The organism is Cupriavidus pauculus (genome assembly GCF_003854935.1).
Taxonomy (GTDB): Bacteria; Pseudomonadota; Gammaproteobacteria; order Burkholderiales; family Burkholderiaceae; genus Cupriavidus; species Cupriavidus pauculus_C.
In genome coordinates, this window is the sequence record NZ_CP033970.1 from 569,613 (window position 1) to 595,776 (window position 26,164).

Consider the following 26,164-nt stretch of genomic DNA (forward strand, 5'->3'; position numbering starts at 1 on the left):
GCCGCGTGGTAGACCCCCGATGATGCACGAGTGTAACGGCCGAATATGTCAGCTTGTCAGGAAGGCCGGGGTCGGCGCCCGGCCCGCCGTGCGCTACCGGGTGGCGGCGTCGTGCGCGGCGCGGCTGTCGGCGGGCGCCTCGTCGCGCTCGTGCAGGCCGTAGTCGCGCAGCACCTGGGCCACGCGCAGCCGGTAGTTGGCAAACACGCCGCCGCGCCCGGCCGCCTGCGCGCGGCGGTGATCGAGCGTATTGCGCCACGCCAGCACCGCCGCCTCGTCGCGGAAGAACGACAGCGACAGCAGCTTGCCCGGCGTGGTCAGGCTCTGGAAGCGCTCCACCGAGATGAAGCCGTCGATGCCTTCCAGCGTCGGCTTCAGGTGGGCGGCGATGTCCAGATAGGTGTCCTGGCGGCCCGGCGCGGGCTCGACTTCGAAGATCACGGCGATCATGGGGGCTCCTGTGTCAGGGTTGGGATGTGAACTGCGGAATGCGCGCGTTGACCGATGGCCGATAGCGTACGCCAGCGGCCAGCCGCGCGGGCTGCACGCCGCGCGCCAGCAGCGCCTGGACCGTGCAGGCGGCCAGCACCCGCGCCAGTGCGTCGCCGGGGCAGCCGTGGCGGCCGGCGCCGAAGGTCCACGGCCGGCCGCCCGACGGCGCCGACGGATCGTGCGCGGCGGCGGCCAGCAGCACCAGCACCGCGTCGCCGGCCCGCAGCGGCTGGCCGCAGACGACGGCATCGGCGGCCAGAAAGCGCCGCGTGTTCTGCACCGGCGGGTCGAGGTCGGCCACGCGCCCCACGGTCGCGTCGATGGCGTCGAAGTCCTCCACCGGGCGCCCGGCCGCGTCGCGGCCCAGGTGGACCAGCGTATTGCCGATCAGCCCGGCCGTTGCCTCGCAGGCCTGGATCATCAGGCCGACGGCGTTGGCCACGCGCGCCGCCGGCTCGACGTGCGCGGCATCGCGCCACAGCGTCGGCAGCAGGCCGTCGGGCGGCGCGGGGTCGGCATGGTCGGCTTGGTCCGCCACACAGCGGGTCAGCCATTGCGCGGCGGCGGCGCCGGCGGCCACATCGGCAGGCGATGCCAGCGGCGACATGGCGGCGGCGAACGTCGTGACAAAGCCGGCGATCCGCGTCAGGACATGGCCATCGGCGTCGCGCGCCAGCGGCAGGCCCAGCAGGTCGGCCACGGTCAGCACCGGCAGCGTGAACATCCACTGCATGGCCTCGTGGGCGTCGTCGGTGCCCAGCCGTGGCAGCGCGGCGGCCAGCGCATGCGCGCGCACGCGCACCAGCCCGAGGTCCAGCCCGGCCAGCCCGCGCAGGATGGCCGGCTTCAGCGCCGCGTGCGCCGGCCCGTCGTTCATCCGCACCAGCCGGCCGAACAGGTCGCCCGCCGGCCCGCCAGCCAGCGCCGGCGGCACGGGCTGGCCGGGCGGCCGCACGCGGGCATCGGGGTGCGCCAGCACGGCAGCCACGGCCTCGGCGCCAGCGGCCACCCAGAGCTTCAGGCCCTGGTCGAAGTGGAACGGCCGCGTGCGGGCCAGCGCGCGGTAGTAGGGATACGGGTCCGGATGCGTGACGGCGGCGACGGGATCGGCGGGCTGCATGGGCGTGGAACGTTGCTGACGGGATGGTCATGATCGCCGCGGGCGGCAGCACGATGCTTCGGCGCGTCGTGAAATGTCGAATACGTCGCCTGCGCCATGGGCGCTGTACGAATCGGTAACTATCGTGGACGAACGGCCGTCCGGGGCACCAGGGGCCGCCGCATACTTTCCGCCATGCCAACGGAGTTTCCCGCCATGACCGATTCCCTGCTCCAGCCCGCGCCCGCCTGGGCCATCCAGCAATGGTTCAACACCGACCAACCCCTGTCGCTCGAAGCGCTGCGCGGCAAGGTGGTGGTCCTCGAAGCCTTCCAGATGCTCTGCCCCGGCTGCGTGTCGCACGGGCTGCCGCAGGCGCTGCGCGTCCACCAGACGTTCGCGGCGTCCGAGGTGGCCGTGATCGGCCTGCACACGGTGTTCGAGCATCACGACGCGATGACGCCGACGGCGCTGGCCGCATTCCTGCACGAGTACCGCATTCCGTTTCCGGTGGGCGTGGACCAGCCCGACGGCCACGGCGGCATTCCGCACACGATGCGCGCCTACGCCATGCGCGGCACGCCGACGCTGGTGCTGATCGACGCGGCCGGCAACCTGCGGCACCAGCATTTCGGGTCGGTGGCCGACCTGACGCTCGGCGCGCAGATCGCCGCGCTGGTGCTGGAAGCCCGCGAGGCCGCATCGGTGGCCGCCACGGCCGGGCCCGCGCAGGCCGCGCAAGGGTGCGCATCAGGCGCGTGCCCGGTCGACACGAAATAGCCAGCCCGGCCGGCCGCGCCGGCGTCTGGTTGCCCTGGCAGTATCGGATCTGGCAGCGATATCGTTCTGCTATCCTGCGTCGCACTGTTCACGGCTCTTCTCCATGACGCGGCGCCTCTGGCTCTTCATGTTCTGTGTGGTGGCGCTGGGCGTCTGCGGCCCGGTGGCACTGACCACGTGGCTGTCGCGGGAATTCGCCGAGCAGCTTTTCCGCCAGCGCGTGGACCGCTTCACCGAGCGCGCGCTCCAGCGCGTGGAAGTGGTGGCGCGCGACGCCATCCTGGCCGCCCGGCAGGCCGACCGCTTTGCCGGCGCCCCCTGCAGCCCCGCGCACCTGGAAGCCATGCGCGAGGCCGATCTCCAGCACCGCTACGCCCGCCAGATCACCTATCTCGACGACGAACAGCTACTGTGCGCGTCGTCGTCGTTTCCGGGCGCCCTGCGCAGCATCGAGGGCCAGCGCCGCCCCTGGGTGGCGCTGCCGCAATTGGCGGCCGCCTACCGCGTGGATGCCGCCGGCCAGCCGCCGCGCATGGTCCAGTTCCGCGTGGGCCGCCACGTGGCCGTGGTCGACGCCCAGTTCTTCATCGACATCGTGCCGCTCGACACCCAGATCCGGCTGGGCCTGATCGACGCGCACACGGGCCACGTGCTGGCGTCGTGGAACGGTACCGATCCGGGCACGCTGGCGCACGCCTGGGCCAGCCAGCTCGACGGCCAGGTGCGGCAGGGCCACTACCTCGACGTCAAGGCGTCGCGCGGGCTGCCGTTCGCGGTGGTGGCCTACGAGCCCGTCAACGAGGTAGCCGGCACCTGGCGGCGGCTGCTCTACGTAGGGCTGCCGCTGGGCCTGGCGGTCAGCGCCATCGCCACCTGGCTGATGCTGCGCTGGGGCCGCGGGCTGCGCAGCCCGCGCTACGTGCTGCAGGACGCCATCCGCCGCAAGGAATTCTTCGCGGTCTACCAGCCCGTGATGGCGCTGGAGGACGGCCGCTGCGTGGGCGCCGAGGCGCTGGTGCGCTGGCGGCTGCCGGACGGGTCCATCGTGCTGCCCGACCGCTTTATCCCGATGGCCGAGGAAGTGGGCGCCATCCACGCCATCACGCGCTGCATGATCGACGCCGTGGTGGCTGACCTGGGCGAGCAGATGGCGGCCAACCCGGCGCTGCACGTGTCGATCAACCTGTCGCCCGACGATTTCCGCGCGCCGGACACGCTGCCCGCCATCGACGCCGCGCTGCGCCGCGCCGGCATCCGCCCGGCGCAGCTCTGGATCGAGGTCACCGAGCGCGGCTTTGCCAACGACGCGGCCTGCCGCGAGACCATCGCCGCGTTCCGGCGCGCCGGGCACCCGATCTACATCGACGACTTCGGCACCGGCTATTCGAGCCTGGCCTACCTGGAAGACCTGGACGTGGACGGGCTCAAGATCGACAAGGCGTTCGTCGGCGCGATCACCACCGACGGGCCGTCGCGGTCGGTGGGGCCGCACATCATCGGCATGGCGCGCGCGCTGGACATCCGCATGGTGGCCGAGGGCATCGAGACCGACGCCCAGCGCCTGGCGCTGCGCCAGCGCGGCGTGCAGTACGGCCAGGGGTGGCTGTTCGGCAAAGCCATGCCGGTGGCCGATTTCCTGGCCTTCTGGCAGGCGCACGCGCGCGCGGCGGTGCCCGCCTGACGCTTGCACGCCACGCGGGCTCGCGCGGTTTGGTCCTATACTCGCCGTTTCCATGCCCCTGCGCCCCGCGCGAAAGAAGCGAACGACCATGCGTTAAGCCATCAACCTGACGGAACGACGGTTCCGCCCTGCCGGCCTTCGGGGACATGCCGGCCCGGCGGACTTGCACCACGGTTCCCGATCCTGGCGCCGCCGGCACCGATCGCGCGGCACAGCGAACACATCAGAACAAGCAGCGGGAACCGGACTATTCAGGACGCGGAAGACCGCCCGCCGGCGTGGCCGGACGGGTGGCGGTGAGCATGAACCGATGAAAACAACGCATAGCGCGCGGGGGAAGGCGTTCCACGCCATGCGCGCCGAGGCGGGCACCGTGGCGGCCCTGGACGCCACGCAGGCCCGGCTGACCCGGCACGACCAGTTGCTGGCGGTGCGCCGCACCGTGCGGCTGTCGATCCCGATCAACATCATCCTGGGCCTGTGCGTGCTGGCCGTGTCGTGGCACGCGGGGCGCGGCGCCATCGCGCTGGGCTGGTTCCTGGTGTCGCTGGTCTGGAACACGCTGCGCATCCGGCTGTGCGGGTTGCCGGTGTCGCGCGTGCCCGCCGGGCTGGGCCACGACGACGCGCGGCTGCCCCGCACCGTCGACCGCCACCTGCGCCTGCACTGCACGCTGGCGCTGCTGTCCGGCCTGACCTGGGCCGCCATTCCGCTGCTCTGCGACGGCTACACGTCGGCCCAGTCGCTGTTCTATCTCACCGTGGTCTGCGGCATCACGGCCGGCGCGGTCACGCACGGCTTTGCCTACGCGCGGATTCCGCTCTGCTTCATCACGCCGCCGCTGCTGTCGGCCGCCGCGTGCCTGGTCTGGTTCGGCAACTTCGACAAGTACTGGCTGGCCGGCACGACCGTGCTGTACCTGGCCGCGCTGGTGCGCTGCACGCTGGAGAGCGAACGGCAGATCCGGCAGTCGATCCAGCTCAAGAACGAGGCCACGGCACTGCAGGACGCGCTGCGCATTGCCCACGACGACGCCGTGAACCGCGCCGACGAGATGTGGACGCTGGCCAGCCTGGACCCGCTCACCGGCCTGCTCAGCCGCAGCGGCTTCTTCGACCGCGCCAACAAGCGCTTTGCCAACGGCCTGTCTGGCCGCCACTGCCTGCTGCTGCTGGACCTGGACGGCTTCAAGCTGATCAACGACGCCTTTGGCCACAAGGCCGGCGACGGCGTGCTGCGCGAGGTGGCGCGGCGGCTGGAGGCCGTGGGCGGGCCGAACATGCTGGTCGGGCGCATGGGCGGCGACGAGTTCATGATGCTCTACGACCCGTTCGACGCCAGCGACTGCCCGTCGGCGCTGGCCGCGCGGCTGATTGCGGCGGTGCGCCGCCCGCTGGAGGGCTACGAGTTCTGCCAGGTCGGCGTCAGCGTGGGCATCTGCCGGGGCCCCGATATCAGCCTGGACGACATGCTGCTGTTTGCCGATGCCGCGCTCTACGCGGCCAAGCGTATCGGCCGCAACAGCCATTACGTGTTCGACGACGAGCTGCACCGCCACCTGCAGATGCAGCGCGACATCGAGCGCGACCTGCCCCGGGCCCTGGCCGACGACACGCTCGAAGTCTGGTTCCAGCCGATCTTTGGCGATGGCGGCACGCAGGTGCGCAGCCTGGAGGCGCTGATCCGCTGGAAGCACGCGCGGCACGGCTGGGTGCCGCCGCCCGAACTGGTGTCGGTGGCGGCGGCGTCGGGCCTGTCCGAGGCGCTGCTGCGCGCGACGCTGTCCAAGATCTGCCGGCTCTCCACGGCGCTGCACGCCGGGGGCGGCCGGCGCATTCCAATCGCGATCAATCTCTCGCCGCGCGAGATGGCGCAGGTGGACGTCGACCGTCTGCTGCTGTCCACGCTGGAGTCATGCAAGCTCGAACCGGGCCTGCTGACCGTGGAAATCACCGAGGAAGTGGCGCTGGACGTGGTGGCCGTGCAGGGCAAGCTCGCCAACATGGCGCGCGCCGGCGTGGCCATCGCGCTGGACGACTTTGGCGTGGGCTATTCGGGGCTGGGCGCGCTGCGCAAGCTTGGCGCGGCCTGCGTGAAGGTGGATCGCAGCTTCATCACCGGCATCGCGGGCTCCGCGCGCAGCCAGGACCTGATGCGCGCGGTGCTGAACCTGGGCCGCTCGTTCGGCTTCGAGGTGGTGGCCGAGGGCGTGGAGCACGAGGCCGACCGCCAGGCGCTGATCGACATCGGCTGCCACACGATGCAGGGCTACCTGCTGGCGCGGCCGATGCCCGAGGCAGACCTGCTGGCGTGGCTGCGCACGCGCGATGCGCCCACGCCCGTGCCGCCGGCCGCGCTGGCATGAGCGGTGAGCCGCCGACGGGCATGCAAAAGGGGCCGTCGTGGCGGCCCCTTGGCGTGCGTGGCGTCAGCGGAGCAGGTTGAACGTCAGCACGTTGAATGCCAGCCCCAGCGCGATGGCGCCGCCGAGTGTCTCCAGCGCGGCCAGCGCCACCAGTTCGCGGAAAATGCGTGTCTCGTCCTGCTTGGTCACCATGGTATTGTCTCCAGTCGGTTTTCCAAACGGCCAGCCGGTGGTGTCGCATCGGCCGGTCACACTGCAACCTGCACCTTCAGTAGACTGCAACCCCGGGGTGGCGAACAGTTGGCACAAACCCGCATGGGGTGATCCCCGATGACCGACGCCCCGCGGGGAAAACCCCTACAATAGCCACCCGCGCACGGCCACCCGACACCCGCGCCGCGCGCGTCTCCGCTGCCCCCTGAATCCCTGTATGTCCATGATCTCCAACGCTTGCGGCGTCGACTTCGGCACGTCCAATTCCACCGTCGGCTGGTTGCGCCCCGGCGCGCCCACGCTGCTGCCGCTGGAAGACGGCAAGGCCACGCTGCCCTCCGTGCTCTTCTTCCACGCCGAAGACCCGCTGGTCAGCTACGGCCGCGCCGCGCTTGCCGACTACCTGGCCGGCTACGAGGGCCGCATGATGCGGTCCATCAAGAGCCTGCTCGGCACGTCGATGATGGACGACAGCACCGAGGTGATGGGCCAGGCCATGCCGTTCCGCAAGCTGCTGGCGCATTTCATCGGCGAGCTGAAGGGCCGCGCCGAGCGCGCCGCCGGCCGCGAATTCCATGCGGCGGTGCTGGGCCGCCCGGTGCATTTCATCGACGAGGACGCCCAGGCCGACCAGCTGGCCGAGGACACGCTGGCCGAGATCGCGCGCGACGCGGGCTTTCGGGACATCGCGTTCCAGTACGAGCCGATTGCCGCGGCGTTCGACTACGAGGCCGGCATCGGTGACGAGGAATTGGTGCTGGTGGCCGATATCGGCGGCGGCACGTCGGACTTCTCGCTGGTGCGGCTGTCGCCCGAGCGCGCGAAGAAGCTGGACCGCCGCGAGGACATCCTGGCCAATGGCGGCGTGCACATCGGCGGCACCGATTTCGACCGCGCGCTGAGCCTGGCGAGCGTGATGCCGCTGCTGGGGCTGAACAGCCAGCTGCGCAACGGCAAGGCGATGCCGTCGGGCCAGTACTTCGACCTGGCCAGCTGGCACACGATCAACCTGGTCTACACGCGCAAGGCGTGGGCCATCGTGATGGACAACTACCGCGACGCGGCCGAGACCGAGAAGCTCGACCGCCTGATCCGGCTGATCAAGGAGCGCGCCGGCCACTGGCTGGCCATCCAGGTGGAGGCGGCCAAGATCGCGCTGTCGGCCGACCCGCGCACCACGCTGGACCTGGGCCGCATCGCGCCGGACACCACGCTGGACATCACGCGCGACGACTTCGACCGGTCGATCGACAAGCTCGTGGCCAGGACGGCCAGCACCGTGCAGGGCATGCTGAAGACGGCCGGCGTGGCCGCCGACAGCGTCGACACGATCCTGTTCACGGGCGGCTCCAGCAGCGTGCCGATGCTGCGCGAGCAGCTGGCGCGGCTGCTGCCGGCCGCGCGGCGCGTGGAAGGCGACCTGTTCGGCGGCATCGGCTCGGGCCTGGCGCTGGACGCCGCCCGCAAGTTCGGCTGAGGCGCGCGGCGCCCCGGCCCGTTACTTCTTCAGCACCACCAGCGGCGCCCCGGTCTTGACGATGTAGGTGGCCAGCTCCGACGCCTTGCCGGAGCCCACGTTGCGCGCCGAATGCGCGACGCCATCGGGAATGAACAGCGACTCGCCAGCCTTCAGCGTGACCGGCGGGCGGCCTTCGAGCCGGTATTCCAGCGAGCCTTCGACCACGTAGGCAATCTCCTCGCCCGGGTGCGTGTGCGCCGGGGCAAACGCGCCCGGGTCGAAATCCACGCGCACCTGCACGGTCTGGTGGCCGGGCACCGAAATCGACTGCTGAACAAGATCGGTGCGATGGATGCCGGGCGCCTGGGCATGCGCGGCGGACAGTTGCAGCCCCGCGCCCAGCATCAGCAGCGCGGCGGTCATCAGGCGAATCGGTTTCATGGCGGGCTCCTTGGTACGGTATGTGGTGGAGCCCCCATTTCAGGGCCGCCGTGTATCGGCGGGATATCCGGCGCGCGGCGGTCTTGTCAGCCACTGTGGCCTGGCGGCCTGCGGATACATTGGGATACGAAGCGGGCGGGCTACTGGTCTGCCTGGCACAGCCCGATCTGCTGCGCCATCAGCACCAGGTCGGCAAACGTGCGCGCGTGCATCTTGCGCATGGCCTGGCCGCGATGGATCTTCACGGTGACCTCGCTGATGCCGATCTCGCTGGCAATCTGCTTGTTCAGCAGCCCCGAGACGGCCTTGCCCATGACCTCGGCCTCGCGCGGCGTCAGCGTGGCGTAGTGCGCGCGGATGTCCTGCAGCCGGCGCAGCCCGCGGCGGCGGTGCCGGTCCTTCTGCAGCGCGGCGGACACCGCATCGAGCAGGTCCTGCTCGCGCAACGGCTTGGCCATGAAGTCCTCGGCCCCGGCCTTCATCGCCGTGACCGTCATCGCGATGTCGCCGTGGCCCGTCATGAAGATGATGGGGATGCGCACGCCCATCTGCGCCAGCCGGCCCTGCAGGTCCAGCCCGCTCGGGCCGCGCAGCCGCACGTCCAGCACCAGGCAGCACGGCGTGTCCGGCAGCGGAAAGTCCAGCAGCTCGGCCGCCGAGCCAAACAGCGCCACGCGCATGCCCACGGAGCGGAACAGGTTGCCCAGCGCGGCCCGCAGCATGGCGTCGTCGTCCACCACCAGCACCAGCGCGTCGGCGTTGTCGCCGGGGCCGGCCGGGTCTGCGTTCTGCGATGTCACGACGGGACTCTCCAAGGTGCCCTGTGGGCGGATTGAGGATGGATGGCGGGATGCGCGGCGGGCAGGCCGGCGATGGCCGCCCCGGTCCGCCCCGCATTTCAGCACAGCCCCCGCGGCTGCGCCACCCATACCAATTGATGAGTGGACAACGCGCATCGCGCCGCCCGCCCGCACCGCATCCGCCCGACTAATACCAAGTGCGTAGGGCCGCCGCGCGGCCGTTGCGCGCCATGGACAGCGCCGTGCCGCCACCCGCCGGCCACGGCCACCCCCGGCTAATACGATCAGCCAATGGTTGCCCGCGCACGCCGCGTCTAGTCTTGCGGCGGGTTGCGCCGTGCGCGCGCACGGCCCCCCGCCGATCCCCCGCCCAATGGCGCTTCAATTTTTTTGATGAACTCGTGCAGGACGGGTGCCGCGAACAGCGCATCCACCCCGCTAAAGTTCCATCCATCGCAGCGCCAGACGGCAAACCCGGCCAGCGCGGGCGGGATCACCAAATCAAACAAACTGAATACACCTTTAGCCAGGAGAAGTCTCATGTCGAACCTCGCCCCCCAGCCTTCCGCCGAACAACCGGACGCCTCGCGCCGCAAGCTGCTGGTTGGCAGCACCGTGGGTGCCGCCGCCGCGTCGGTGGCATCGATGGCCGCGCTGACCCCCGCCGCCGCCGAAGCCGCGCCTGCCGCCGGCCGCCCGGGCAAGCAGGGCAGCTACGTGACGACCCGGGACGGCACGCGCATCTTCTACAAGGACTGGGGCTCGGGCCGCCCGGTGGTGTTCTCGCACGGCTGGCCGCTCGATGCCGACGCCTGGGACGCCCAGATGCTGTTCCTGGTGCAGAAGGGCTTCCGCGTGATCGCCCATGACCGTCGCGGCCATGGCCGCTCGGACCAGCCGGCGCAGGGCAACGACATGAACACCTACGCCGACGACCTGGCCGCCGTGCTGGACGCGCTGGACATCAAGGGCGCCACGCTGGTGGGCCATTCCACCGGCGGCGGCGAAGTGGCGCGCTACATCGGCCGCCACGGCACGAAGCGCGTTGCCAAGGCCGTGCTGATCGGCGCCGTGCCGCCGACGATGGCCAAGAGCGCCGCCTACCCGAACGGCCTGCCGCTCGAAGTGTTCGACAACATCCGCAAGGGCGTGGCCGAGAACCGCTCGCAGTTCTACAAGGACCTGGCCACGCCGTTCTTCGGCTTCAACCGTCCGAACGCCAAGGTCTCGCAGGGCACCATCGACGCCTTCTGGGCGCAGGGCATGGCCGGCGGCATCCTGGGCCAGTACCTCTGCATCAAGGAGTTCTCGGAAGTGGACTACACGGCCGACCTGAAGAAGATCGACGTGCCCACGCTGATCCTGCACGGTGACGACGACCAGATCGTGCCGATCGACAATGCGGGCAAGCTGTCGGCCAAGATCGTCAAGAACGCCACGCTGAAGGTGTACCCGGGTGCGTCGCACGGCATGTGCGTGATCAACGCCGACCAGGTCAACGCCGACCTGCTGGCCTTCCTGAACGCCTGAGCGCCGCAGCCATGTCAGTGACCCGCCGGCAATTCATCGCCTCGGCCGCCGCCCTCGGCGCGGCCGCCTCTTCGGAGCTTTTCGCCATGTCGCCAAATCCGACACCCGACCTCATCCTCGTCAACGGCAAGTTTGCCACCCTGGACCGGGCCAACCCCCAGGCCGACGCCGTGGCCATCCAGGACGGCCGCTTCCTCGCCGTGGGCACCCGCGACGAGGTCATGAAGCTGGCCGCGGCCGGCACCCGGGTCATCGACCTGAACGGCCGGCGGGCCATTCCCGGGCTGATCGACAGCCACATGCACATCATCCGCGGCGGCCTGAACTACAACATGGAGCTGCGCTGGGACGGCGTGCGCTCGCTGGCCGACGCCATGCGCATGCTCAAGGACCAGGTAGCCCGCACGCCGGCCCCGCAGTGGGTGCGCGTGGTGGGCGGCTTCACCGAGCACCAGTTCGTCGAGAAGCGCCTGCCGACCATCGAGGAACTGAACGCCGTGGCGCCGGACACGCCCGTGTTCATCCTGCACCTGTACGACCGCGCCATCCTGAACGGCGCCGCGCTGCGCGCCGTGGGCTACAACAAGGACACGCCGAATCCGCCGGGCGGCGAGATCATCCGCGACGCCCGCGGCAACCCCACCGGGCTGCTGCTGGCCAAGCCCAACGCCACCATCCTCTACGCCACGCTGGCCAAGGGCCCGAAGCTGCCGCCCGAGTACCAGAAGAACTCCACGCGCCATTTCATGCGCGAGGTGAACCGGCTGGGCGTGACCGGCGTGATCGACGCCGGCGGCGGCTACCAGAACTACCCCGAGGACTACAACATCATCGAGGAGCTGCACAAGGACGGCCAGCTCACGGTGCGCCTGGCGTACAACCTGTTCACGCAGAAGCCCAAGGAGGAACTGGCCGACTTCAAGACCTGGACGTCCACGGTCAAGCCGGGCCAGGGCGACGACCTGTACCGCCACAACGGCGCCGGCGAGATGCTGGTCTACACGGCCGCCGACTTCGAGGACTTCCGCGTCGAGCGCCCGGACATGCCGCCGTCGATGGAGGCCGACCTGGAGCCCGTGATCCGCCTGCTGGCCGAAAAGCGCTGGCCGTGGCGCCTGCACGCAACCTACGACGAGACCATCACCCGCGCGCTGAACGTCTACGAGAAGGTGGCCAAGGACGTGCCGTTCAACGGCCTGAACTGGTTCTTCGACCACGCCGAGACGATCTCCGACCGCAACATCGACCGCATCGCGGCACTGGGCGGCGGCATCGCCGTGCAGCACCGCATGGCCTACCAGGGCGAATACTTCGTCGAGCGCTACGGCGCCAAGGCGGCCGAAGCCACGCCGCCGATCAAGAAGATGCTGGAAAAGGGCGTGAAGGTAGGCGCCGGCACCGACGCGACGCGCGTGGCGTCGTACAACCCGTGGGTGTCGCTGTACTGGCTGACCACCGGCAAGACCGTCGGCGGCATGTCGATGTATCCGCAAGCCAACCTGCTGGACCGCGAGACCGCGCTGCGGCTGTGGACCGAGGCCAACACGTGGTTCTCGTCCGAGGAAGGCAAGAAGGGCCAGATCAAGGCCGGCCAGCTGGCCGACCTGGCCGTGCTGTCCGCCGACTACTTCAGCGTGCCCGGCGACGACATCCAGGACATCACGTCGGTCATGACCGTGCTGGGCGGCAAGGTGGTCTACGGCGACAACGAGTTCGGCAAGCACTCGCCCGACATCCCGCCGGCCATGCCCGACTGGTCTCCCGCCCGCCACGGCAGCCAGTACCAGCCGCGCCCGACCGCCCAGGCCAGGCAGCTCGCGATGAACACCGCTTGCGGCTGCGCCAGCTCGTGCGGCGTCCACGGCCACGCGCACGCCAAGGCGTGGACGTCGAGCGTGCCGACATCGGACGAAAGCAGCTTCTGGGGTGCGCTCGGGTGTTCTTGCTGGGCGTTCTGAGGCTGGCTGATGGTTTGACAAGCGCTGAGCTTGGCCGACTGATTGTTGTTTCCCCTCTCCCGCATGGCGGGAGAGGGCTGGCGGCTCGCGGTGCTGGTATCGGCAATTTGCACCGCTTGCCCTCTCCCCCAGCCCCTCTCCCGCTTGCGGGAGAGGGGAGCAGACCCAGCGTGTTTGACAACACCTGAGCTTGACCGACCGATTGTTGTCTCCCCTCTCCCGCATGGCGGGAGAGGGGTCGGGGGAGAGGGCCGGCGGCTCGCGGTGCTGGTATCGGCAATTTGCACCGCTTGCCCTCTCCCCCAGCCCCTCTCCCGCGCGCGGGAGAGGGGAGCAGGCCCAGCGTGATTGATACACCTGAGCTTGACCGGCCGATTGTTGTCTCCCCTCTCCCGCACGGCGGGAGAGGGGTCGGGGGAGAGGGCCGGTGGCTCGCGGTGCTGGTATCGGCAATTTGCACCGCTTGCCCTCTCCCCCAGCCCCTCTCCCGCGCGCGGGAGAGGGGAGCAAACCCGGCGGTGTATTGAAACCGCCAAGTTGCGATTACCCATTGTTGTCTCCCCTCTCCCGCACGGCGGGAGAGGGGTCGGGGGAGAGGGCCGGCGGCTCGCGGTGCTGGTATCGGCAATTTGCACCGCTTGCCCTCACCCCCAGCCCCTCTCCCGCTTGCGGGAGAGGGGAGCAGGCCCAGCGTGTTTGACAACACCTGAGCTTGACCAACCGATTGTTGTCTCCCCTCTCCCGCATGGCGGGAGAGGGGTCGGGGGAGAGGGCCGGCGGTTCGCGGTGCTGGTATCGGCAATTTGCACTGCTTGCCCTCTCCCCCAGCCCCTCTCCCGCTTGCGGGAGAGGGGAGCAGGCCCGGCGGTGTATTGAAACCGCCAAGCTGCGATCACCCATTGTTGTCTCCCCTCTCCCGCACAGCGGGAGAGGGGCCGGGGGTGAGGGCCAGCGTCTCACATGCTGACCCCCGCAACCCGCCCCACCCCCAACCCGTTTTTCTTTTCCGGAGACCCGCCATGCAAGTTTCTTCCTCATCGCCGACGGCAGCCGGTGCCAGCACGGGCTGGTTGCGCTGGATTGCCCTGCTGCTGCTTTGCGCGGCCTATCTGCAGGGCGGGCTCGTCAAGCTGTTCGATTTCCCCGGTGCCGTGGCCGAGATGCAGCACTTCGGGCTGGCGCCTGCCGTGCCGCTGGCGGCGGCGACCATTGCGCTGGAGCTGGCCGCGCCGGCCATGATCCTGCTGGGCGTGTATCGCTGGCTTGGCGCGCTGGCGCTGGCGGCCTTCACGCTGGCGGCCACGTTCATGGCCAACCGGTTCTGGAGCGCGCCGCCCGAGGCGCAGTTCATGCTGATGAATGCGTTCTTCGAGCACCTGGGCCTCGTCGGCGGCTTCCTGCTGGTGGCCTGGCACGACCTGCGGAGCCGGCCATGACGCAGGCCGCTACCTCCGCCAAACCCGCCGGCTCGTTCGCGCCGCTGGCGCAGCCGACCTTCGCCGTGCTCTGGGCGGCCACCATCCTGGGCAACATCGGCAGCTTCATGCGCGACGTGGCCAGCGCGTGGCTGGCTACCGACCTGTCGACGTCGCCCGCCGCCGTGGCAACCATCCAGGCCGCGGCCACGCTGCCGGTCTTTCTGCTGGCGATTCCGGCCGGCGTGCTGTCCGACATCCTGGACCGCCGCCGCTTCCTGATCGTGATCCAGGTGGCGCTGGCCGCCGTCAGCGGTACGCTGGCGTTCCTGGCATGGCAGGACGGCCTGACCATCGAGATCCTGATCGCGCTGGCCTTTGCCGGCGGCATCGGCGCGGCGATGATGGGCCCGACATGGCAGTCGATCGTTCCCGAACTGGTGCCGCCCAGCACGCTGCGGCAGGCCGTGGCGCTGAACGCGCTGGGCGTGAACATCGCCCGTGCCATCGGGCCGGCCACGGGCGGCCTGCTGCTGGCCGCGTTCGGCGCGGCGGCCACCTATGGCGTGGACCTGCTTAGCTACGTGTTCGTGATTGCCGCGCTGATCTGGTGGAAGCGGCCGGCGCAGCCGACCGACCCGCTGCGCGAGCATTTCTTCAGCGCCTTCCGTGCCGGCCTGCGCTTCACGCGGGCGCACGGCAAGCTCCATATCGTGCTGCTGCGCGCGGCCGTGCATTTCGCGTTCGGCAGCAGCGTCTGGGCGCTGCTGCCCCTGGTGGCCAAGCAACTGCTGCACGGCGGCGCGGGCCTGTACGGGGTGCTGCTGGGCGCCGTGGGCGCCGGGGCCATCCTTGGCGCGCTGACGATGCCGATGCTGCAGAAGCGGCTCGATGGCGACGGCGTGGTGCTGGCATCGGCCATCGCCACGGCGGCGGTCATGGCCGGGCTGTCGTTCGCCCCGCCGGTCTGGCTGGCGCTGCCGCTGCTGCTGGTGCTGGGTGCGGCGTGGATTCTGGCGCTGACCACGCTGGGCGGCGCCGCGCAGGCCATCCTGCCGAACTGGGTGCGGGGCCGTGCGCTGGCCGTCTACCAGATGGTCTTCAACGGCGCGCTGGCCGGCGGCAGCCTGCTGTGGGGCTTTGTCGCGCAGGCCATGGGCACGCCGCACGCGCTGCTGATCGCGGCGGGCGGGCTGGTGGTGGCCGCGCTGCTGCTGCACCGCATCCGCCTGCCGCGTGGCGAGGAAGACCTGGGTCCGGCCCGCCACTGGCCCGAGCCCGAGATGGCCGACGCCATCGGCCACGACCGCGGCCCGGTGATGATCCTGATCGAGTACTGCATTCCGGCCGCCAACCGCGACGCCTTCCTGCGCGCCGTGCACCGGCTGTCCGAAGAACGGCTGCGCGATGGCGCGTTCAGCTGGGGCGTGATGGAGGACCCGGCCAACCCCGAGCTGCTGACCGAGTGGTTCCTGGTGGAGTCGTGGGCCGAACACCTGCGCCAGCACCGCCGCGTGCCCAACGCCGACGCCGACCTGCAGCGCGACGTGGCCGGCTTCCACGTCGCCAGCGAGCCGCCACGCGTGCGCCACCTGCTGGGCGTGGGGCTGCCGCCGGCATCGCGCTGACCCTTTTCCGACATAGCGAGAACCAACCATGAAGATCTACCTTGTTTCCCTGGCCGCCGGCGTGCTGGTCGGCGTCATCTACGCCCTGCTGCAGGTGCGCTCGCCCGCGCCGCCCGCCGTGGCGCTGCTGGGCCTGCTGGGCATGCTGATCGGCGAGCAGGTCGTGCCGCCCATCAAGCGCATGATCGCCGGCGAGCCGGTCAGCGTGGCATGGTTCCATGCCGAGTGCGTGCCGAAGATCACCGGCACGCCGGGTCCGCTGGTGGCAGCCAACGACAAGAAGGCGGGCGATGCGTCGACGCACTGAAGCATCCACGCGCGGGCGCGTCGGCGTACCCCTCGCGCTGGCCGCGGCCAGCCTGGCCTCGACGCCCGCGCTGGCCGGCACCGTCACCGTCTACGGCCGCCTGAACACCGCCATCGAATACTCGCGGGCCAGCGCGGCCACCGACGGCACGTCGCTGGGCAGCGTGGTGCGGCAGACCAACAACCGCTCGGTATGGGGCCTGCGCGGCGAGGAGGAACTGGGCGGCTCGCTGAAGGCGCTCTGGCAGATCGAGAGCAACCTGTCGGTCGACAACGGCCAGGGCGGCATTGCCACGCGCAATTCCCGGATCGGGCTGCAGGGCGACTACGGGCTGCTGTTCATGGGCCACTGGCACACGCCGTACACCGAGTCGACCATGGCGTACGACCCGTACTACCCGACGACGGCCGGCTACATGGCGCTGATCGGCAACGGGTCCACGTCGACCTCCGACAACGTGCAGGACACCAGTTCGTTCGACCGGCGCCAGAAGAACATCGTGCAGTACCGCTCGCCGCAGCTTGCCGGCGTCAGCGTGTGGCTGGGCTGGGGGCTGCCCGAGGAAAAGACCACGGTGGCGCGCAACCCCGCGCTGTACTCGGCCGCGGTGGTCTACGACAAGGGCCCGCTAAACGCGACCGTGGCGTACGAGATCCACCAGCACTACCAGGCGGCCGGCCGCAACGACGACGCGCTGAAGGTGGGCGTGGCGTACCAGCTCTTCAAGGGCACGCGGATCTCGGCGCTGTACGAGCACCTGCACTACCGCACCGACAGCGGCGACCTGCAGCGCAACGGCTACTACGCGTCGCTGGTGCAGCAGCTTGGGCCGGGCAGCCTGCGGGTGGGCTTTGCGCTGGCGGCCAACGGCACGGGGTCGTCGACCGATACGGTCGGCTTCTTCCGCAGCGGCGCGGAAACCGGCGCCACGCAGTTCACGGTGGGCTACGACTACCCGCTGTCCCGGCGCACGGCGCTGTTTGCGTACTACAGCCGCATCCAGAACCGGCGCAACGCGGTCTACGACTTCGCCATCAACGAGCTGGGGGTGAACGCCGGGGCCGACCCGCAGACCTTCGCGCTGGGCATGCGGCACAACTTCTGATCCCGGTGCACGCTCGGCGCGTCACTGATACGTTGGTATCGGCGGCGCGCCGTGTCGGCGGGGCGCTGACAATACCACCGTATGATATGGGCCGCGTCCGGGCGCGATTATGCTGCGGGGCTGGCGGTGCCGCGCGTCGCCCCACTACAGAGGAACCTGATTGACTGCCACCCCCGTGATCGCCATCGTCGACGACGACGCTTCCGTCCGGCAAGCCATGGGGCGGCTGGTGCGCTCGCTGGACATGGCCGCCGAGCTGTACGACGGCGGGCCCGGGCTGCTGGCGTCCCCGTCGCTGGCCGGCATCGACTGCGTGATCACCGACGTTCAGATGCCCGCGATGAACGGCTTTGCGCTCTGCAACGCACTGCGGGCTGGCGACCACCGCATGCCCGTGATCTTCATGACCGCGTTCGTGTGGGACGGCTACGCCCAGCGCGCCCGCGACGCCGGCGCCACCTGCTTCCTGACCAAGCCGTTCCACGACACCGAGATCATTGCCTGCATCGAGCACGCGCTGCGCGGGCCCGGCTAGCCACGCCGTGCGAATCCGGAACGCCGCGCGCCGGGGCGGAACCCGTGCCCGCCGGCGCGGCGTAGCCTGTGGAATCTTTCGCCGCCGCGCGAATCCCACAGGCATCCCCAACCGGACAAGGAGCACAGCATGGCCACGGAGAACGCAGCCGACCTGATTACCTCGGTGCTACATGGCGTGGGCGTCCGCCGCATCTACGGCGTCGTCGGCGACAGCCTCAACGGGCTGACCGAATCGCTGCGCCGGCGCGGCGACATCGACTGGATCCACACGCGGCACGAGGAAACGGCAGCGTTCGCGGCCGGCGCCGAGGCGCACCTGACCGGCGAACTGGCGGTCTGCGCCGGCAGCTGCGGGCCAGGCAACCTGCACTTGATCAACGGGCTGTTCGACTGCCACCGCTCGCGCGTGCCGGTGCTGGCCATCGCCGCCCACATCCCCAGCGCCGAGATCGGCCGCAACTACTTCCAGGAAACCCACCCCGAGCAACTGTTCCGCGAATGCAGCCACTACTGCGAACTGGTGAGCAGCGTGGAGCAGTTGCCGGGCGTGCTGGAAACGGCCATCCGCACCGCCGTGGGCCGCCGCGGCGTGGCCGTGATCGTGATTCCGGGCGACGTGGCGCTGCGCGCGGCCACGGCCGCGCTGTCGGCACCGGCGTCGATGGCGCTGCCGGCGCCCGTGGTGGTGCCCCACGCCGCGTCGCTCGACGCGCTGGCGCACCTGCTGCGCGACAGCCGCCGCACGACGCTGCTGTGCGGGCGCGGCTGCGCCGGCGCGCACGACCAGGTGGTGCGGCTGGCCGAGACGCTGAAGGCGCCGGTCGTCCACGCGCTGGGCGGCAAGGAGTACATCGAGTACGACAACCCGTACGACGTCGGCATGACCGGCCTGATCGGCTTCAGCTCCGGCTACCACGCGATGCAGAACTGCGACACGCTGGTCATGCTCGGCACCGACTTTCCCTACCGGCAGTTCTATCCCACCGACGCCCGCGTGGTGCAGGTGGACGTGCGGCCCGAGAACCTGGGCCGCCGCACGCGGCTGGACCTGGGCCTGGTGGGTGACGTGGCCGCCACGCTCGACGCGCTGCAGCCGCGCCTGGCGCCGCAGGCCGACACCGCCCACCTGGACGCCAGCGTGCGCCACTACCGCGAGGCCCGCCAGCAGCTTGACGACCTGGCCACCGGCGACAGCGGCCGCAAGCCCATCCATCCGCAATACCTGGCGCGGCTGCTCAGCGAGCAGGCCGACGAGGATGCCGTCTTCACGTTCGACGTGGGCACGCCGACGATCTGGGCCGCGCGCTACCTGCGCATGAACGGCCGGCGGCGGCTGATCGGGTCGCTGGCCCATGGCTCGATGGCCAACGCGCTGCCGCAGGCCATCGGCGCGCAGGCCGCGTTTCCGGACCGGCAGGTGATAAGCCTGTCTGGCGACGGCGGCTTTGCGATGCTGATGGGCGATTTCCTGACGCTGGTGCAGCAGGGGCTGCCGGTAAAGGTGGTGATCTTCAACAACAGCGTGCTGGGCTTCGTGGCGCTGGAGATGAAGGCGTCCGGCCTGCTGGAGACCGGCACGTCGCTGCAGAACCCCGATTTCGCGGCCATGGCGCGCGCCGTCGGCGTGCACGCCCAGCGCGTGGAAGACCCGCTGCTGCTGCCCGAGGCCGTGGCGATGATGCTGGCGCACGACGGCCCCGCGCTGCTCGACGTGGTGACCAACACGCAGGAACTGGCGATGCCGCCCGCGCTGAAGGCCGAGCAGGTCAAGGGTTTCAGCCTGTGGGCGCTGAAGGCGGTCATGAACGGCCGCGCGGACGAACTGGTGGAACTGGCGAAGACCAACCTGCTGCGATAGGCGGGAGCCGCCGGGTCAGTCGCCGGCGGCGGTCGCGCCGGCGCGCCGGGCGCGGGGCGTCACCAGCCCCAGCGCCTGGGCCATCAGGATCAGGTCGGCAAACGTGCGCGCGGCCATCTTGCGCATGGCCTGCCCCCGGTAGATCTTGACCGTGGCCTGGCTGATGCCGAGTTCATCGGCCACTTCCTTGTTCATCAGGCCGTGCACCAGCAGCTTCATGACCTCCTGCTCGCGGCCGGTCAGCGCGCCAAAGCGCTCGCGGAGCTGCTGGGTCTGGGAACGCGCCTGGCGGCGCAGGCGGTCGCGCTGCAGCGCCTCGTTCACGGCGTCCAGCAGGTCCTGCTCGCGGAAGGGCTTGGCGATGAAGTTGACGGCGCCGGCCTTCATGGCCGCCACGGTCATCGCCACGTCGCCGTAGCCGGTGATGAACACGATGGAAGCGGTGCGGCCGGCCAGGTTCAGGTGGCTCTGCAGGTCCAGCCCGCTGGCGCCACGCAGCCGCACATCCAGCACGATGCAGGTGGGCTGGTCCGGAAAGCCGTGGGCCAGCAGTTCCTCGCCCGAGGCGAACGCCAGGCTGGCCAGCCCCACCGAGCGGAACAGGCCCGACAGCGCACGCCGCACGTCGTCGTCATCGTCCACGACGAGCACGAGCCCGTCGGCGGCGTCTTCGGCCGGTTCGCGCAACATGGCGGCACTGCTGGTCATCTGGCTCTCACTCTGCATTCAGGGGCACCGCGCCGGGGCGCGGTCGGGACGGACCATGCACGACCCGATGGCCGACATTGCACGAGGATGCGCTGGATTTGCCGGCAACGGCCGCAAACCGGCATCGTTCCGCCCGATGCGAAGCGGGATTATCGGCGCTTTCCGCGAGATTGCCAACGACGGCGGGCCGGTCAGGCCGCCCTAGACGGCCTCCAGCGCCCGGCTCAGCGTGTAGGCGGTGCGCACCGCCACGTCGAACGACCGGTCGCAGGCCAGCTCGCGCCCGGCCACGGTGATGTGCCACCAGTCTCGGGTGCGCTCGCAGCTCAGGCGGTGCTCCTCCATCTGGTCCGAAAACCAGCGCCACAACCGCGCGTCCTGGCTCGACGCGGACGCCGCCGCGCGCAGCCGGACCATTTCGAGGCCATTCGATTGGTTCATGTGCTTTCTCCCCGGAGCCAACGCCCGCGTGCCCCGTGAGCACATGGTAGGCAGGCGGGGCGCATGTGTGCATCGCCCGTTGGTTCGACCGCCGTAGCGCGTCGGCGTGGCAGTGTCATACCAAAGTCGTATCGCGGCGGCGGCGCCGGGGCCCGCCCGCCACCCCGCCCGGGCCGCCCTTTTTGTATCGGCGTGCCCCAGCGGGGCGGCCAAATACATTGCGATACAAAACCGGGCCAGTCCGACACATGCCGCCTGCGGGGGGCCCCTAGACTCACTGCCAACAAGCCGCCCGCTGCCGGGCGCGCCGCCCGGATCGGCGCCCTGGCGTGCCATTCGGAAAGCAGTGGTCCCGGGTCTATATCGCCGTGGCCGCCGGGGCGCTACACAGCATAGGTCGGTCTTGCATCGGCCGTGACCCGAATGTTTCACGTACCCGGCGCCGTGGCGCCGCATCGCAGTACAACGCCTGCGTCTGGACGCAAAAAGGAGAAATCATGAAGAAGAACATCGACCTGCCCCGCCGTAACTTCCTGGGCACCGCCGGCCTGGCCCTGGCCGCCGCCCAGCTTGGCATGATCGGCTCGGCCAACGCCCAGTCGGCCGTGTCCAAGGCCGCGCCGCTGACGCCGGTCACGCCCGGCACGCACACCTCGTTCGGCACGATCAAGCAGATCAACGCCGGCGTGCTGAACATCGGCTACGCCGAAGTGGGCCCGGCCGACGGCCCGGTGGCGCTGCTGCTGCACGGCTGGCCGTACGACATCCACGCGTTCGTCGACGTGGCGCCGCTGCTGGCCCAGCGCGGCTACCGCGTGATCATTCCGCACCTGCGCGGCTACGGCACCACGCGGTTCCTGTCGGCCGACACGATGCGCAACGGCCAGCCGTCAGCCATGGCCGTGGACATGATGGCGCTGCTGGACGCGCTGAAGATCCGCAGCGCCGTGGTGGCCGGCTTCGACTGGGGCGCGCGCACCGCCGACATCATGGCCGCGCTGTGGCCGGACCGCTTCCGCGGGCTGGTGTCGGTCAGCGGCTACCTGATCGGCAGCCAGGCCGCGGGCAAGCAGCCGCTGCCGCCCGAGGCCGAGCTGCAGTGGTGGTACCAGTTCTACTTCGCCACCGACCGCGGCGTGGCGGGCTACCAGAAGTACACGCACGAATTCTCGAAGCTGATCTGGAAGCTGGCGTCGCCGCAGTGGAAGTTCGACGACGCCACGTTCGCGCGCAGCGCCGCGTCGCTGGACAACCCCGACCACGTGGCCATCACGATCCACAACTACCGCTGGCGCCTGGGCCTGGTCGAGGGCGAGGCGAAGTTCGACGACATCGAGAAGAAGCTGGCCACGGCGCCGACGATCAGCGTGCCGACCATCACGATGGAAGGCGACGCCAACGGCGCGCCGCACCCGTCGCCCAGCGCCTACAAGAGCAAGTTCACGGGCCGCTACGAGCACCGCGACATCACGGGCGGCATCGGCCACAACCTGCCGCAGGAGGCGCCCACCGCCTTCGCGCAGGCCGTGCTCGACATCGACCGCAAGTAAGGCGCCGCCATGCTGCACCGGCTGCTGATCCTGGCGACGATGGCGCTGTCCGCGCTGGCCTGCGAGATAGGCGGCGGCGCCGACCGCTGCGCGTGGAAGGGCACGCCGGGCCAGTACCGCGTGGACCCGCCACCGGGCCGGCGCCGCAAGCCGTAGGCGGCCCGCCCCGGCGCGGCAGGCGTCCTCCCCCCGCCTGCCGCGCGCCCTGGGCCGCTACGACACGCTGACGTCGGCCGTGTTGGCCGCCACCTCCAGCAGCCGCGTGCTGGCCGTGGCCGGCGATGGCGCCGTGCCGCCGTTGAGCCGCTGCATCGTGTGGAACGTGCAGCTGAGCTTGCCCGGCGTCAGCGTGACCAGCGCGTAGCCCTCGGCGTTGGTGTCGACATGGCGCAGCCACGGGTTGAACGTGCGCAGCGTGGCGTCGAACGTGTTGACCAGCGTGCCGCCCACGTCGCTGTAGATCAGGTCCCGCAGCGCGGCAAACGCCGCGTCGCTGTCCACCACGGTACGGAACGAACTGAGCAGCGTGTTGCTCGATAGCCCCGCCGTGACCAGATCCACCATCACCGGGACCGGGCTGGCGGCATCGTAGTCGTCCATGACCTGCCCGCCGAAGAACGCGTGGATGTCCCCGCTCAGCGCCACCACGTTCTTGACGCCGTTGTCCTTCAGGAAGGCCATCAGGTTCTTGCGCTCGGCGTTGAAGCCGTCCCATTGGTCCGCATTGAGGATGAACTTGCCCAGCAGCGACGCCGGCGGCAGCCGCGCCTCGACGAACGGGCGGACATTGGCGTCGAAGCTGGCCGCGTCGATGCCGGCCTGCGACAGCACGTTGCGCAGCGCCGTATAGGCCAGGTTGGCGTAGCTGCCAGCCGCCCGCGCCGCGGCAAGGTCGCTGGCCAGCGCCGTGGCAATCGCGTCCTCCACGGCCGCCAGCGCGCTGTTCGCCAGCACCAGCGCCCGCGCCACCAGCCGCGAGACGGCCTGCGTGATGTCCACCTGCATGCGCAGCGCGGCAAGCTGGTTGCCCCAGAGCTTCCACGTCGTTCCCGCCCCGCCCACGCGGTCCTGCCACCACGCGCGCTGCGCATCGCCCAGCATCGACACCGGCGTCAACGCGCCGCCTGCCGTGGCGATCTTGGCCGCCTCGGCCGTCGCCAGCGTGTCGAACGGCACCAGGTACAGGCTGCCCACCGAGCCGCCGGCCGTCGGTTCCGGAATCACGTGGTCGGCCCGGTACAGCCGCTCGTCGGTCATCAGCAGCGTGGCCAGGTTGCCGAACGTGAACGCGCGATAGATCTGGATGTTCTGGAACGACGGATTGGCGGCGTCGAAGCTGACATCGGCCGGCATGTATTCGAACCACGCCTGGCTGGCCGCGCGCCGGCGGGCCGTGCGGGGTGTCAGGTCGTCGTCGGCGTCGTAGGTCTGGCGGTCCTGCCAGCAGTTGTCGGAGAACTCGTGGTCGTCCCAGATCGCGATCATCGGCGCGGACGCATGCAGCGCCTGCAGCCGCGCGTCGGCGCGATAGCTGCGGTACAGGTAGCGGTAGTCGTCGATCGTGGTCGCATAGACGCTGCCGTCGGGCAGCGCGGTGCCGTTGGGCAGGGTCAGCGCGCCGTGGCGGTCTTCCACATTGCCCGCGCGCGAGCCGCCCGGCACGGCCTCGTAGATGTAGTCGCCCACGTGGACGATGAAGTCCAGGTCCTGCTGCGCCAGTTCCTCCATGCCGCCCCAGTGGTTGGCGTTCCAGTCCTGGCAGCTCACGAACGCGAAGCGAAGCTGCGACAGCGCGGTGCCGGCCGCCGCGGCGGTGCGGGTGCGGCCAACCGTGCTGGCCCGGTTGCCCAGCAGGAAGCGGTAGTAGTAGCGTGTGCCGGCCGTGAGCCCGGTGACCTTGTTGCGCAGCGTGTAGTCCCATTCGGGCCGCGCCATCAGCGGTTCGTTGACGATCAGCCCCTGCGGCGGGAAGTCTGCCTGCGTGGAGACCTGCAGCCGCACCACCACGGGCCGCTTGCCGTTGCTGCCCTCGACGCGCGTCCAGACCACCACGCTGTCGGCGCGCGGGTCGCCGGAGGCCACGCCATGGACGAAGTTGAAGTTTTCGGGATTGCCGGTGTCGGGGGGTGGATCGTCGCCGCCCCCTCCGCCGCACGCGGCAAGGCCGCCTGCGGCAACGGTGACGGTGAGAAATCCTCCGAGCCTGAGAAAGTGACGACGGTCCATGGCTGTTCTTCCTTGATGTGGGGAAACAAACAGCCGGAGACGGGATGCCGGGCAAGCATCGGGCTGTCTCGCCGGCAGGTCGCATCTGGATACTAGTGTCGGGCGCGCGCGCCTGCCGTCAGTGAAGCGCCGACATCGGCATCGGAATAACGCTGACAAGCGCCGCCATGTCCCGCCTGCGCCACACCAAAACGCCGCGGCGATCTGCTACGCTAGCCGCACCTCAAAGAACCCGCCCCCAAGGCGCATGCCCCGTGCCCCTGTCATCCCGGCTTCCGCTCCGCTTCGATCCCACCGCCGCCTGGCTGCCCCGGGCCGTGGCGCTGCTGCTGTTCGTCGCCCTGTGCGCGCTGGTCACGCACTGGGTGCTGGCGTTCAGCGCGATGCGGACCATCCCGGTGCCCAAGTCGGCCCGGATCGCCCAGACTGAGGCCGTGGAAACCGGCGCCGTGGCCACGCTGTTCGGCGGCAGCGCGCAGTCGGGCGTGCGTGACGTGCAGTTGATCGGCGTGGTGGCGGACCTCGACGGCGTGGGGCCGGCGGCGGCCATCGTGTCGCTCGACGGCGGTCCGCCCAAGGCGGTGCGCGCGGGGGCGACGCTGTCGTCGCAGATCCGGCTGGTGGAGATTCACGGCCGCAACGTGGTGATCGAGCGCAACGGCGTGCGCCAGGAGATTGCGCTGCCGCTGCAGAACACCGTGGCGGCCGGCGGCCGGGCCAACGTGCCCGCCGCGCCGCCTGCCGGCGCCGCCGCGCCGCTGTCCACGCCGATGCCGGCGCCGGTGCAGTCCACCGCGCCAGCCGTGTCCAGCGCACCGGTACGGCCCGCGCCGCAGTACCAGCCCGCACAGCAGGCGCAGCAGGCCCAGCCGGCGCAGATGCCGCAGCCGACGCCCGATCCCAACCAGCAGATTCCCGGCCAGCCGTTCCAGGCGGTGCAGCCGCCCGGCGAGCCCAACCAGATGCCCAAGCCCTGACGGGCGGGGCTACAGCGGCAGGCAGCAGAGCAGCACGGTGGCCGTGGTACGGCCAAGCGCGCCCAGGCGCCGCAGCGTCATCGACAGCCGCTGGCCGATGCGGGCCAACAGCCCGTGCCGCGTGCCGGGCTTGCGTGCCAGCCGGCGGGCAATGCGCACCGGCAGCCGCAGGCCGCGCGGCACCGGGCTATGGCAGAACGCCACCTTGCGCACGTAGCGGTCCACTTCCCAGAGCCACGACGACCCATAGGGAAAAAACGCCACGTCGCCTTCGGCCAGCACGCGGGACTGGCCCTGGCTGTCCGTGACGCGCACGCTGCCTTCCAGGATCACCACGACTTCGTCGAACTGGTAATGCCATTCGAACGTGCTGCGCGTGCAATCCCACATCGTCGTCCATGCCGAGCCGTCCTGCGTGGACGAATGGTCGCGGCAGCGGGTGACAGGCGCACCGGTGCGGATCCAGTCCGGTTCGATCGGACAGGGCTGGTCCGGCAGGTTGCCGATGTTGCCGAAGACGCCTGCCTGGGGATGCTGCCGGGGCGGGGCTGCGGGGGTATCGAGCATTGAGGTTCCTCGTGTCGGATTCTGTCG

Annotated in this window: 25 protein-coding genes; 15 read left to right on the forward strand and 10 right to left on the reverse strand. The window is 70.3% G+C overall.

The window, feature by feature from the left end; all coding sequences use genetic code 11:
* Nucleotides 1–93 precede the first annotated feature (93 nt).
* Together EHF44_RS20660 and EHF44_RS20665 are read right to left on the reverse strand one after the other, a co-directional pair.
* Nucleotides 94–450 (reverse strand): antibiotic biosynthesis monooxygenase family protein, encoded by a 357-nt coding sequence (locus tag EHF44_RS20660; RefSeq protein ID WP_124685586.1) that lies wholly within the window; start codon nucleotides 448–450, stop codon nucleotides 94–96.
* Nucleotides 451–463: 13 nt separating this feature from the next.
* The gene (locus EHF44_RS20665) at nucleotides 464–1,612 is read right to left on the reverse strand and encodes a cytochrome P450 (protein WP_124685587.1); all 1,149 of its coding nucleotides are present in this window, start codon (nucleotides 1,610–1,612) and stop codon (nucleotides 464–466) included.
* A 195-nt stretch (nucleotides 1,613–1,807) separates the two neighbouring features.
* On the opposite strand from EHF44_RS20665, the gene EHF44_RS20670 reads away from it, so the two are divergent.
* From EHF44_RS20670 to EHF44_RS20680, 3 genes are all read left to right on the forward strand, one after another.
* Nucleotides 1,808–2,371: a redoxin domain-containing protein gene (locus EHF44_RS20670; protein ID WP_124685588.1), complete on the forward strand. Its 564-nt coding sequence runs from the start codon at nucleotides 1,808–1,810 to the stop codon at nucleotides 2,369–2,371.
* 103 nt (nucleotides 2,372–2,474) lie between these two features.
* Nucleotides 2,475–4,052, forward strand: coding sequence for an EAL domain-containing protein (locus EHF44_RS20675; RefSeq protein WP_124685589.1), 1,578 nt, complete (start codon nucleotides 2,475–2,477; stop codon nucleotides 4,050–4,052).
* 310 nt (nucleotides 4,053–4,362) lie between these two features.
* Entirely contained in the window at nucleotides 4,363–6,417 is a 2,055-nt protein-coding gene (locus tag EHF44_RS20680) for a putative bifunctional diguanylate cyclase/phosphodiesterase (RefSeq protein WP_253700292.1), read from the forward strand.
* Between the two features lie 63 nt (nucleotides 6,418–6,480).
* Here the strand turns inward: EHF44_RS20680 and EHF44_RS28885 are convergent, their stop codons facing one another.
* Nucleotides 6,481–6,609, reverse strand: a complete 129-nt coding sequence (locus EHF44_RS28885) for a hypothetical protein (RefSeq protein WP_301337493.1) — start codon at nucleotides 6,607–6,609, stop codon at nucleotides 6,481–6,483.
* Between the two features lie 244 nt (nucleotides 6,610–6,853).
* Between EHF44_RS28885 and EHF44_RS20685 the strand changes: the two genes are divergently transcribed.
* The gene (locus EHF44_RS20685; protein WP_124686705.1) at nucleotides 6,854–8,107 is read left to right on the forward strand and encodes an Hsp70 family protein; all 1,254 of its coding nucleotides are present in this window, start codon (nucleotides 6,854–6,856) and stop codon (nucleotides 8,105–8,107) included.
* Nucleotides 8,108–8,128: 21 nt separating this feature from the next.
* Here the strand turns inward: EHF44_RS20685 and EHF44_RS20690 are convergent, their stop codons facing one another.
* From EHF44_RS20690 to EHF44_RS20700, 3 genes are all read right to left on the reverse strand, one after another.
* On the reverse strand, nucleotides 8,129–8,530 hold the full coding sequence (locus EHF44_RS20690; protein ID WP_124685590.1) for a cupin domain-containing protein: 402 nt from the start codon (nucleotides 8,528–8,530) through the stop codon (nucleotides 8,129–8,131).
* Nucleotides 8,531–8,670: 140 nt separating this feature from the next.
* Complete coding sequence (locus tag EHF44_RS20695) at nucleotides 8,671–9,252, reverse strand: response regulator transcription factor (RefSeq protein ID WP_437340354.1); 582 nt, start codon at nucleotides 9,250–9,252, stop codon at nucleotides 8,671–8,673.
* Between the two features lie 392 nt (nucleotides 9,253–9,644).
* Nucleotides 9,645–9,872, reverse strand: coding sequence for a hypothetical protein (locus EHF44_RS20700; protein WP_124685592.1), 228 nt, complete (start codon nucleotides 9,870–9,872; stop codon nucleotides 9,645–9,647).
* Between EHF44_RS20700 and EHF44_RS20705 the strand changes: the two genes are divergently transcribed.
* From EHF44_RS20705 to poxB, 8 genes are all read left to right on the forward strand, one after another.
* Nucleotides 9,871–10,860 (forward strand): alpha/beta fold hydrolase, encoded by a 990-nt coding sequence (locus EHF44_RS20705; protein ID WP_124685593.1) that lies wholly within the window; start codon nucleotides 9,871–9,873, stop codon nucleotides 10,858–10,860. The two genes, EHF44_RS20700 and EHF44_RS20705, sit on opposite strands and share 2 nt — an antisense overlap.
* A gap of 86 nt (nucleotides 10,861–10,946) precedes the next feature.
* Nucleotides 10,947–12,818: an amidohydrolase gene (locus EHF44_RS20710; protein WP_216644005.1), complete on the forward strand. Its 1,872-nt coding sequence runs from the start codon at nucleotides 10,947–10,949 to the stop codon at nucleotides 12,816–12,818.
* 1,019 nt (nucleotides 12,819–13,837) lie between these two features.
* Nucleotides 13,838–14,254: a DoxX family protein gene (locus EHF44_RS20715; RefSeq protein ID WP_124685595.1), complete on the forward strand. Its 417-nt coding sequence runs from the start codon at nucleotides 13,838–13,840 to the stop codon at nucleotides 14,252–14,254.
* Nucleotides 14,251–15,861 carry an MFS transporter gene (locus EHF44_RS20720; RefSeq protein ID WP_124685596.1) on the forward strand — a complete coding sequence of 537 codons (1,611 nt, stop codon included), beginning with the start codon at nucleotides 14,251–14,253 and terminating at the stop codon, nucleotides 15,859–15,861. The genes EHF44_RS20715 and EHF44_RS20720 overlap by 4 nt, the downstream gene beginning before the upstream one ends.
* Before the next feature lie 28 nt (nucleotides 15,862–15,889).
* Nucleotides 15,890–16,168 carry a XapX domain-containing protein gene (locus tag EHF44_RS20725; RefSeq protein ID WP_124685597.1) on the forward strand — a complete coding sequence of 93 codons (279 nt, stop codon included), beginning with the start codon at nucleotides 15,890–15,892 and terminating at the stop codon, nucleotides 16,166–16,168.
* Nucleotides 16,152–17,273: a porin gene (locus tag EHF44_RS20730; protein WP_124685598.1), complete on the forward strand. Its 1,122-nt coding sequence runs from the start codon at nucleotides 16,152–16,154 to the stop codon at nucleotides 17,271–17,273. Before EHF44_RS20725 ends, EHF44_RS20730 begins: the two co-directional genes overlap by 17 nt.
* Nucleotides 17,274–17,433: 160 nt before the next feature.
* Nucleotides 17,434–17,808, forward strand: a complete 375-nt coding sequence (locus EHF44_RS20735; protein ID WP_124685599.1) for a response regulator transcription factor — start codon at nucleotides 17,434–17,436, stop codon at nucleotides 17,806–17,808.
* A gap of 129 nt (nucleotides 17,809–17,937) precedes the next feature.
* A complete protein-coding gene (gene poxB / locus EHF44_RS20740) occupies nucleotides 17,938–19,668 on the forward strand; it encodes a ubiquinone-dependent pyruvate dehydrogenase (protein WP_124685600.1) in 1,731 nt (576 codons plus the stop codon).
* Nucleotides 19,669–19,683: 15 nt separating this feature from the next.
* Here poxB and EHF44_RS20745 read toward each other — a convergent pair whose 3' ends face one another.
* Together EHF44_RS20745 and EHF44_RS20750 are read right to left on the reverse strand one after the other, a co-directional pair.
* Entirely contained in the window at nucleotides 19,684–20,376 is a 693-nt protein-coding gene (locus EHF44_RS20745) for a response regulator transcription factor (RefSeq protein ID WP_124685601.1), read from the reverse strand.
* 201 nt (nucleotides 20,377–20,577) lie between these two features.
* Nucleotides 20,578–20,817 carry a hypothetical protein gene (locus tag EHF44_RS20750; RefSeq protein ID WP_124685602.1) on the reverse strand — a complete coding sequence of 80 codons (240 nt, stop codon included), beginning with the start codon at nucleotides 20,815–20,817 and terminating at the stop codon, nucleotides 20,578–20,580.
* 497 nt (nucleotides 20,818–21,314) lie between these two features.
* On the opposite strand from EHF44_RS20750, the gene EHF44_RS20755 reads away from it, so the two are divergent.
* Both EHF44_RS20755 and EHF44_RS20760 read left to right on the forward strand, forming a co-directional pair.
* The gene (locus tag EHF44_RS20755) at nucleotides 21,315–22,367 is read left to right on the forward strand and encodes an alpha/beta fold hydrolase (protein WP_124685603.1); all 1,053 of its coding nucleotides are present in this window, start codon (nucleotides 21,315–21,317) and stop codon (nucleotides 22,365–22,367) included.
* A gap of 9 nt (nucleotides 22,368–22,376) precedes the next feature.
* Nucleotides 22,377–22,523 carry a MarR family transcriptional regulator gene (locus tag EHF44_RS20760; protein WP_253700294.1) on the forward strand — a complete coding sequence of 49 codons (147 nt, stop codon included), beginning with the start codon at nucleotides 22,377–22,379 and terminating at the stop codon, nucleotides 22,521–22,523.
* Between the two features lie 57 nt (nucleotides 22,524–22,580).
* Here EHF44_RS20760 and EHF44_RS20765 read toward each other — a convergent pair whose 3' ends face one another.
* Nucleotides 22,581–24,593 (reverse strand): alkaline phosphatase D family protein, encoded by a 2,013-nt coding sequence (locus EHF44_RS20765; protein WP_124685604.1) that lies wholly within the window; start codon nucleotides 24,591–24,593, stop codon nucleotides 22,581–22,583.
* Between the two features lie 254 nt (nucleotides 24,594–24,847).
* Here EHF44_RS20765 and EHF44_RS20770 point away from each other — a divergent pair, with 254 nt between their 5' ends.
* Nucleotides 24,848–25,570 (forward strand): type II secretion system protein N, encoded by a 723-nt coding sequence (locus EHF44_RS20770; protein WP_253700295.1) that lies wholly within the window; start codon nucleotides 24,848–24,850, stop codon nucleotides 25,568–25,570.
* Nucleotides 25,571–25,579: 9 nt separating this feature from the next.
* Here the strand turns inward: EHF44_RS20770 and EHF44_RS20775 are convergent, their stop codons facing one another.
* Entirely contained in the window at nucleotides 25,580–26,137 is a 558-nt protein-coding gene (locus tag EHF44_RS20775; protein WP_172966147.1) for a cupin domain-containing protein, read from the reverse strand.
* Between the last annotated feature and the right edge of the window lie 27 nt (nucleotides 26,138–26,164).

Coding starts and splice junctions, on each gene's coding strand:
- EHF44_RS20660 (WP_124685586.1), bottom strand. CDS start 450: ATGATCGCCGTGATCTTCGAAGTCGAGCCCGCGCCGGGCCGCCAGGAC.
- EHF44_RS20665 (WP_124685587.1), bottom strand. CDS start 1,612: ATGCAGCCCGCCGATCCCGTCGCCGCCGTCACGCATCCGGACCCGTAT.
- EHF44_RS20670 (WP_124685588.1), top strand. CDS start 1,808: ATGACCGATTCCCTGCTCCAGCCCGCGCCCGCCTGGGCCATCCAGCAA.
- EHF44_RS20675 (WP_124685589.1), top strand. CDS start 2,475: ATGACGCGGCGCCTCTGGCTCTTCATGTTCTGTGTGGTGGCGCTGGGC.
- EHF44_RS20680 (WP_253700292.1), top strand. CDS start 4,363: ATGAAAACAACGCATAGCGCGCGGGGGAAGGCGTTCCACGCCATGCGC.
- EHF44_RS28885 (WP_301337493.1), bottom strand. CDS start 6,609: ATGGTGACCAAGCAGGACGAGACACGCATTTTCCGCGAACTGGTGGCG.
- EHF44_RS20685 (WP_124686705.1), top strand. CDS start 6,854: ATGATCTCCAACGCTTGCGGCGTCGACTTCGGCACGTCCAATTCCACC.
- EHF44_RS20690 (WP_124685590.1), bottom strand. CDS start 8,530: ATGAAACCGATTCGCCTGATGACCGCCGCGCTGCTGATGCTGGGCGCG.
- EHF44_RS20695 (WP_437340354.1), bottom strand. CDS start 9,252: ATGCTGCGGGCCGCGCTGGGCAACCTGTTCCGCTCCGTGGGCATGCGC.
- EHF44_RS20705 (WP_124685593.1), top strand. CDS start 9,871: ATGTCGAACCTCGCCCCCCAGCCTTCCGCCGAACAACCGGACGCCTCG.
- EHF44_RS20700 (WP_124685592.1), bottom strand. CDS start 9,872: ATGAGACTTCTCCTGGCTAAAGGTGTATTCAGTTTGTTTGATTTGGTG.
- EHF44_RS20710 (WP_216644005.1), top strand. CDS start 10,947: ATGTCGCCAAATCCGACACCCGACCTCATCCTCGTCAACGGCAAGTTT.
- EHF44_RS20715 (WP_124685595.1), top strand. CDS start 13,838: ATGCAAGTTTCTTCCTCATCGCCGACGGCAGCCGGTGCCAGCACGGGC.
- EHF44_RS20720 (WP_124685596.1), top strand. CDS start 14,251: ATGACGCAGGCCGCTACCTCCGCCAAACCCGCCGGCTCGTTCGCGCCG.
- EHF44_RS20725 (WP_124685597.1), top strand. CDS start 15,890: ATGAAGATCTACCTTGTTTCCCTGGCCGCCGGCGTGCTGGTCGGCGTC.
- EHF44_RS20730 (WP_124685598.1), top strand. CDS start 16,152: ATGCGTCGACGCACTGAAGCATCCACGCGCGGGCGCGTCGGCGTACCC.
- poxB (WP_124685600.1), top strand. CDS start 17,938: ATGGCCACGGAGAACGCAGCCGACCTGATTACCTCGGTGCTACATGGC.
- EHF44_RS20745 (WP_124685601.1), bottom strand. CDS start 20,376: ATGACCAGCAGTGCCGCCATGTTGCGCGAACCGGCCGAAGACGCCGCC.
- EHF44_RS20750 (WP_124685602.1), bottom strand. CDS start 20,817: ATGAACCAATCGAATGGCCTCGAAATGGTCCGGCTGCGCGCGGCGGCG.
- EHF44_RS20755 (WP_124685603.1), top strand. CDS start 21,315: ATGAAGAAGAACATCGACCTGCCCCGCCGTAACTTCCTGGGCACCGCC.
- EHF44_RS20760 (WP_253700294.1), top strand. CDS start 22,377: ATGCTGCACCGGCTGCTGATCCTGGCGACGATGGCGCTGTCCGCGCTG.
- EHF44_RS20765 (WP_124685604.1), bottom strand. CDS start 24,593: ATGGACCGTCGTCACTTTCTCAGGCTCGGAGGATTTCTCACCGTCACC.
- EHF44_RS20775 (WP_172966147.1), bottom strand. CDS start 26,137: ATGCTCGATACCCCCGCAGCCCCGCCCCGGCAGCATCCCCAGGCAGGC.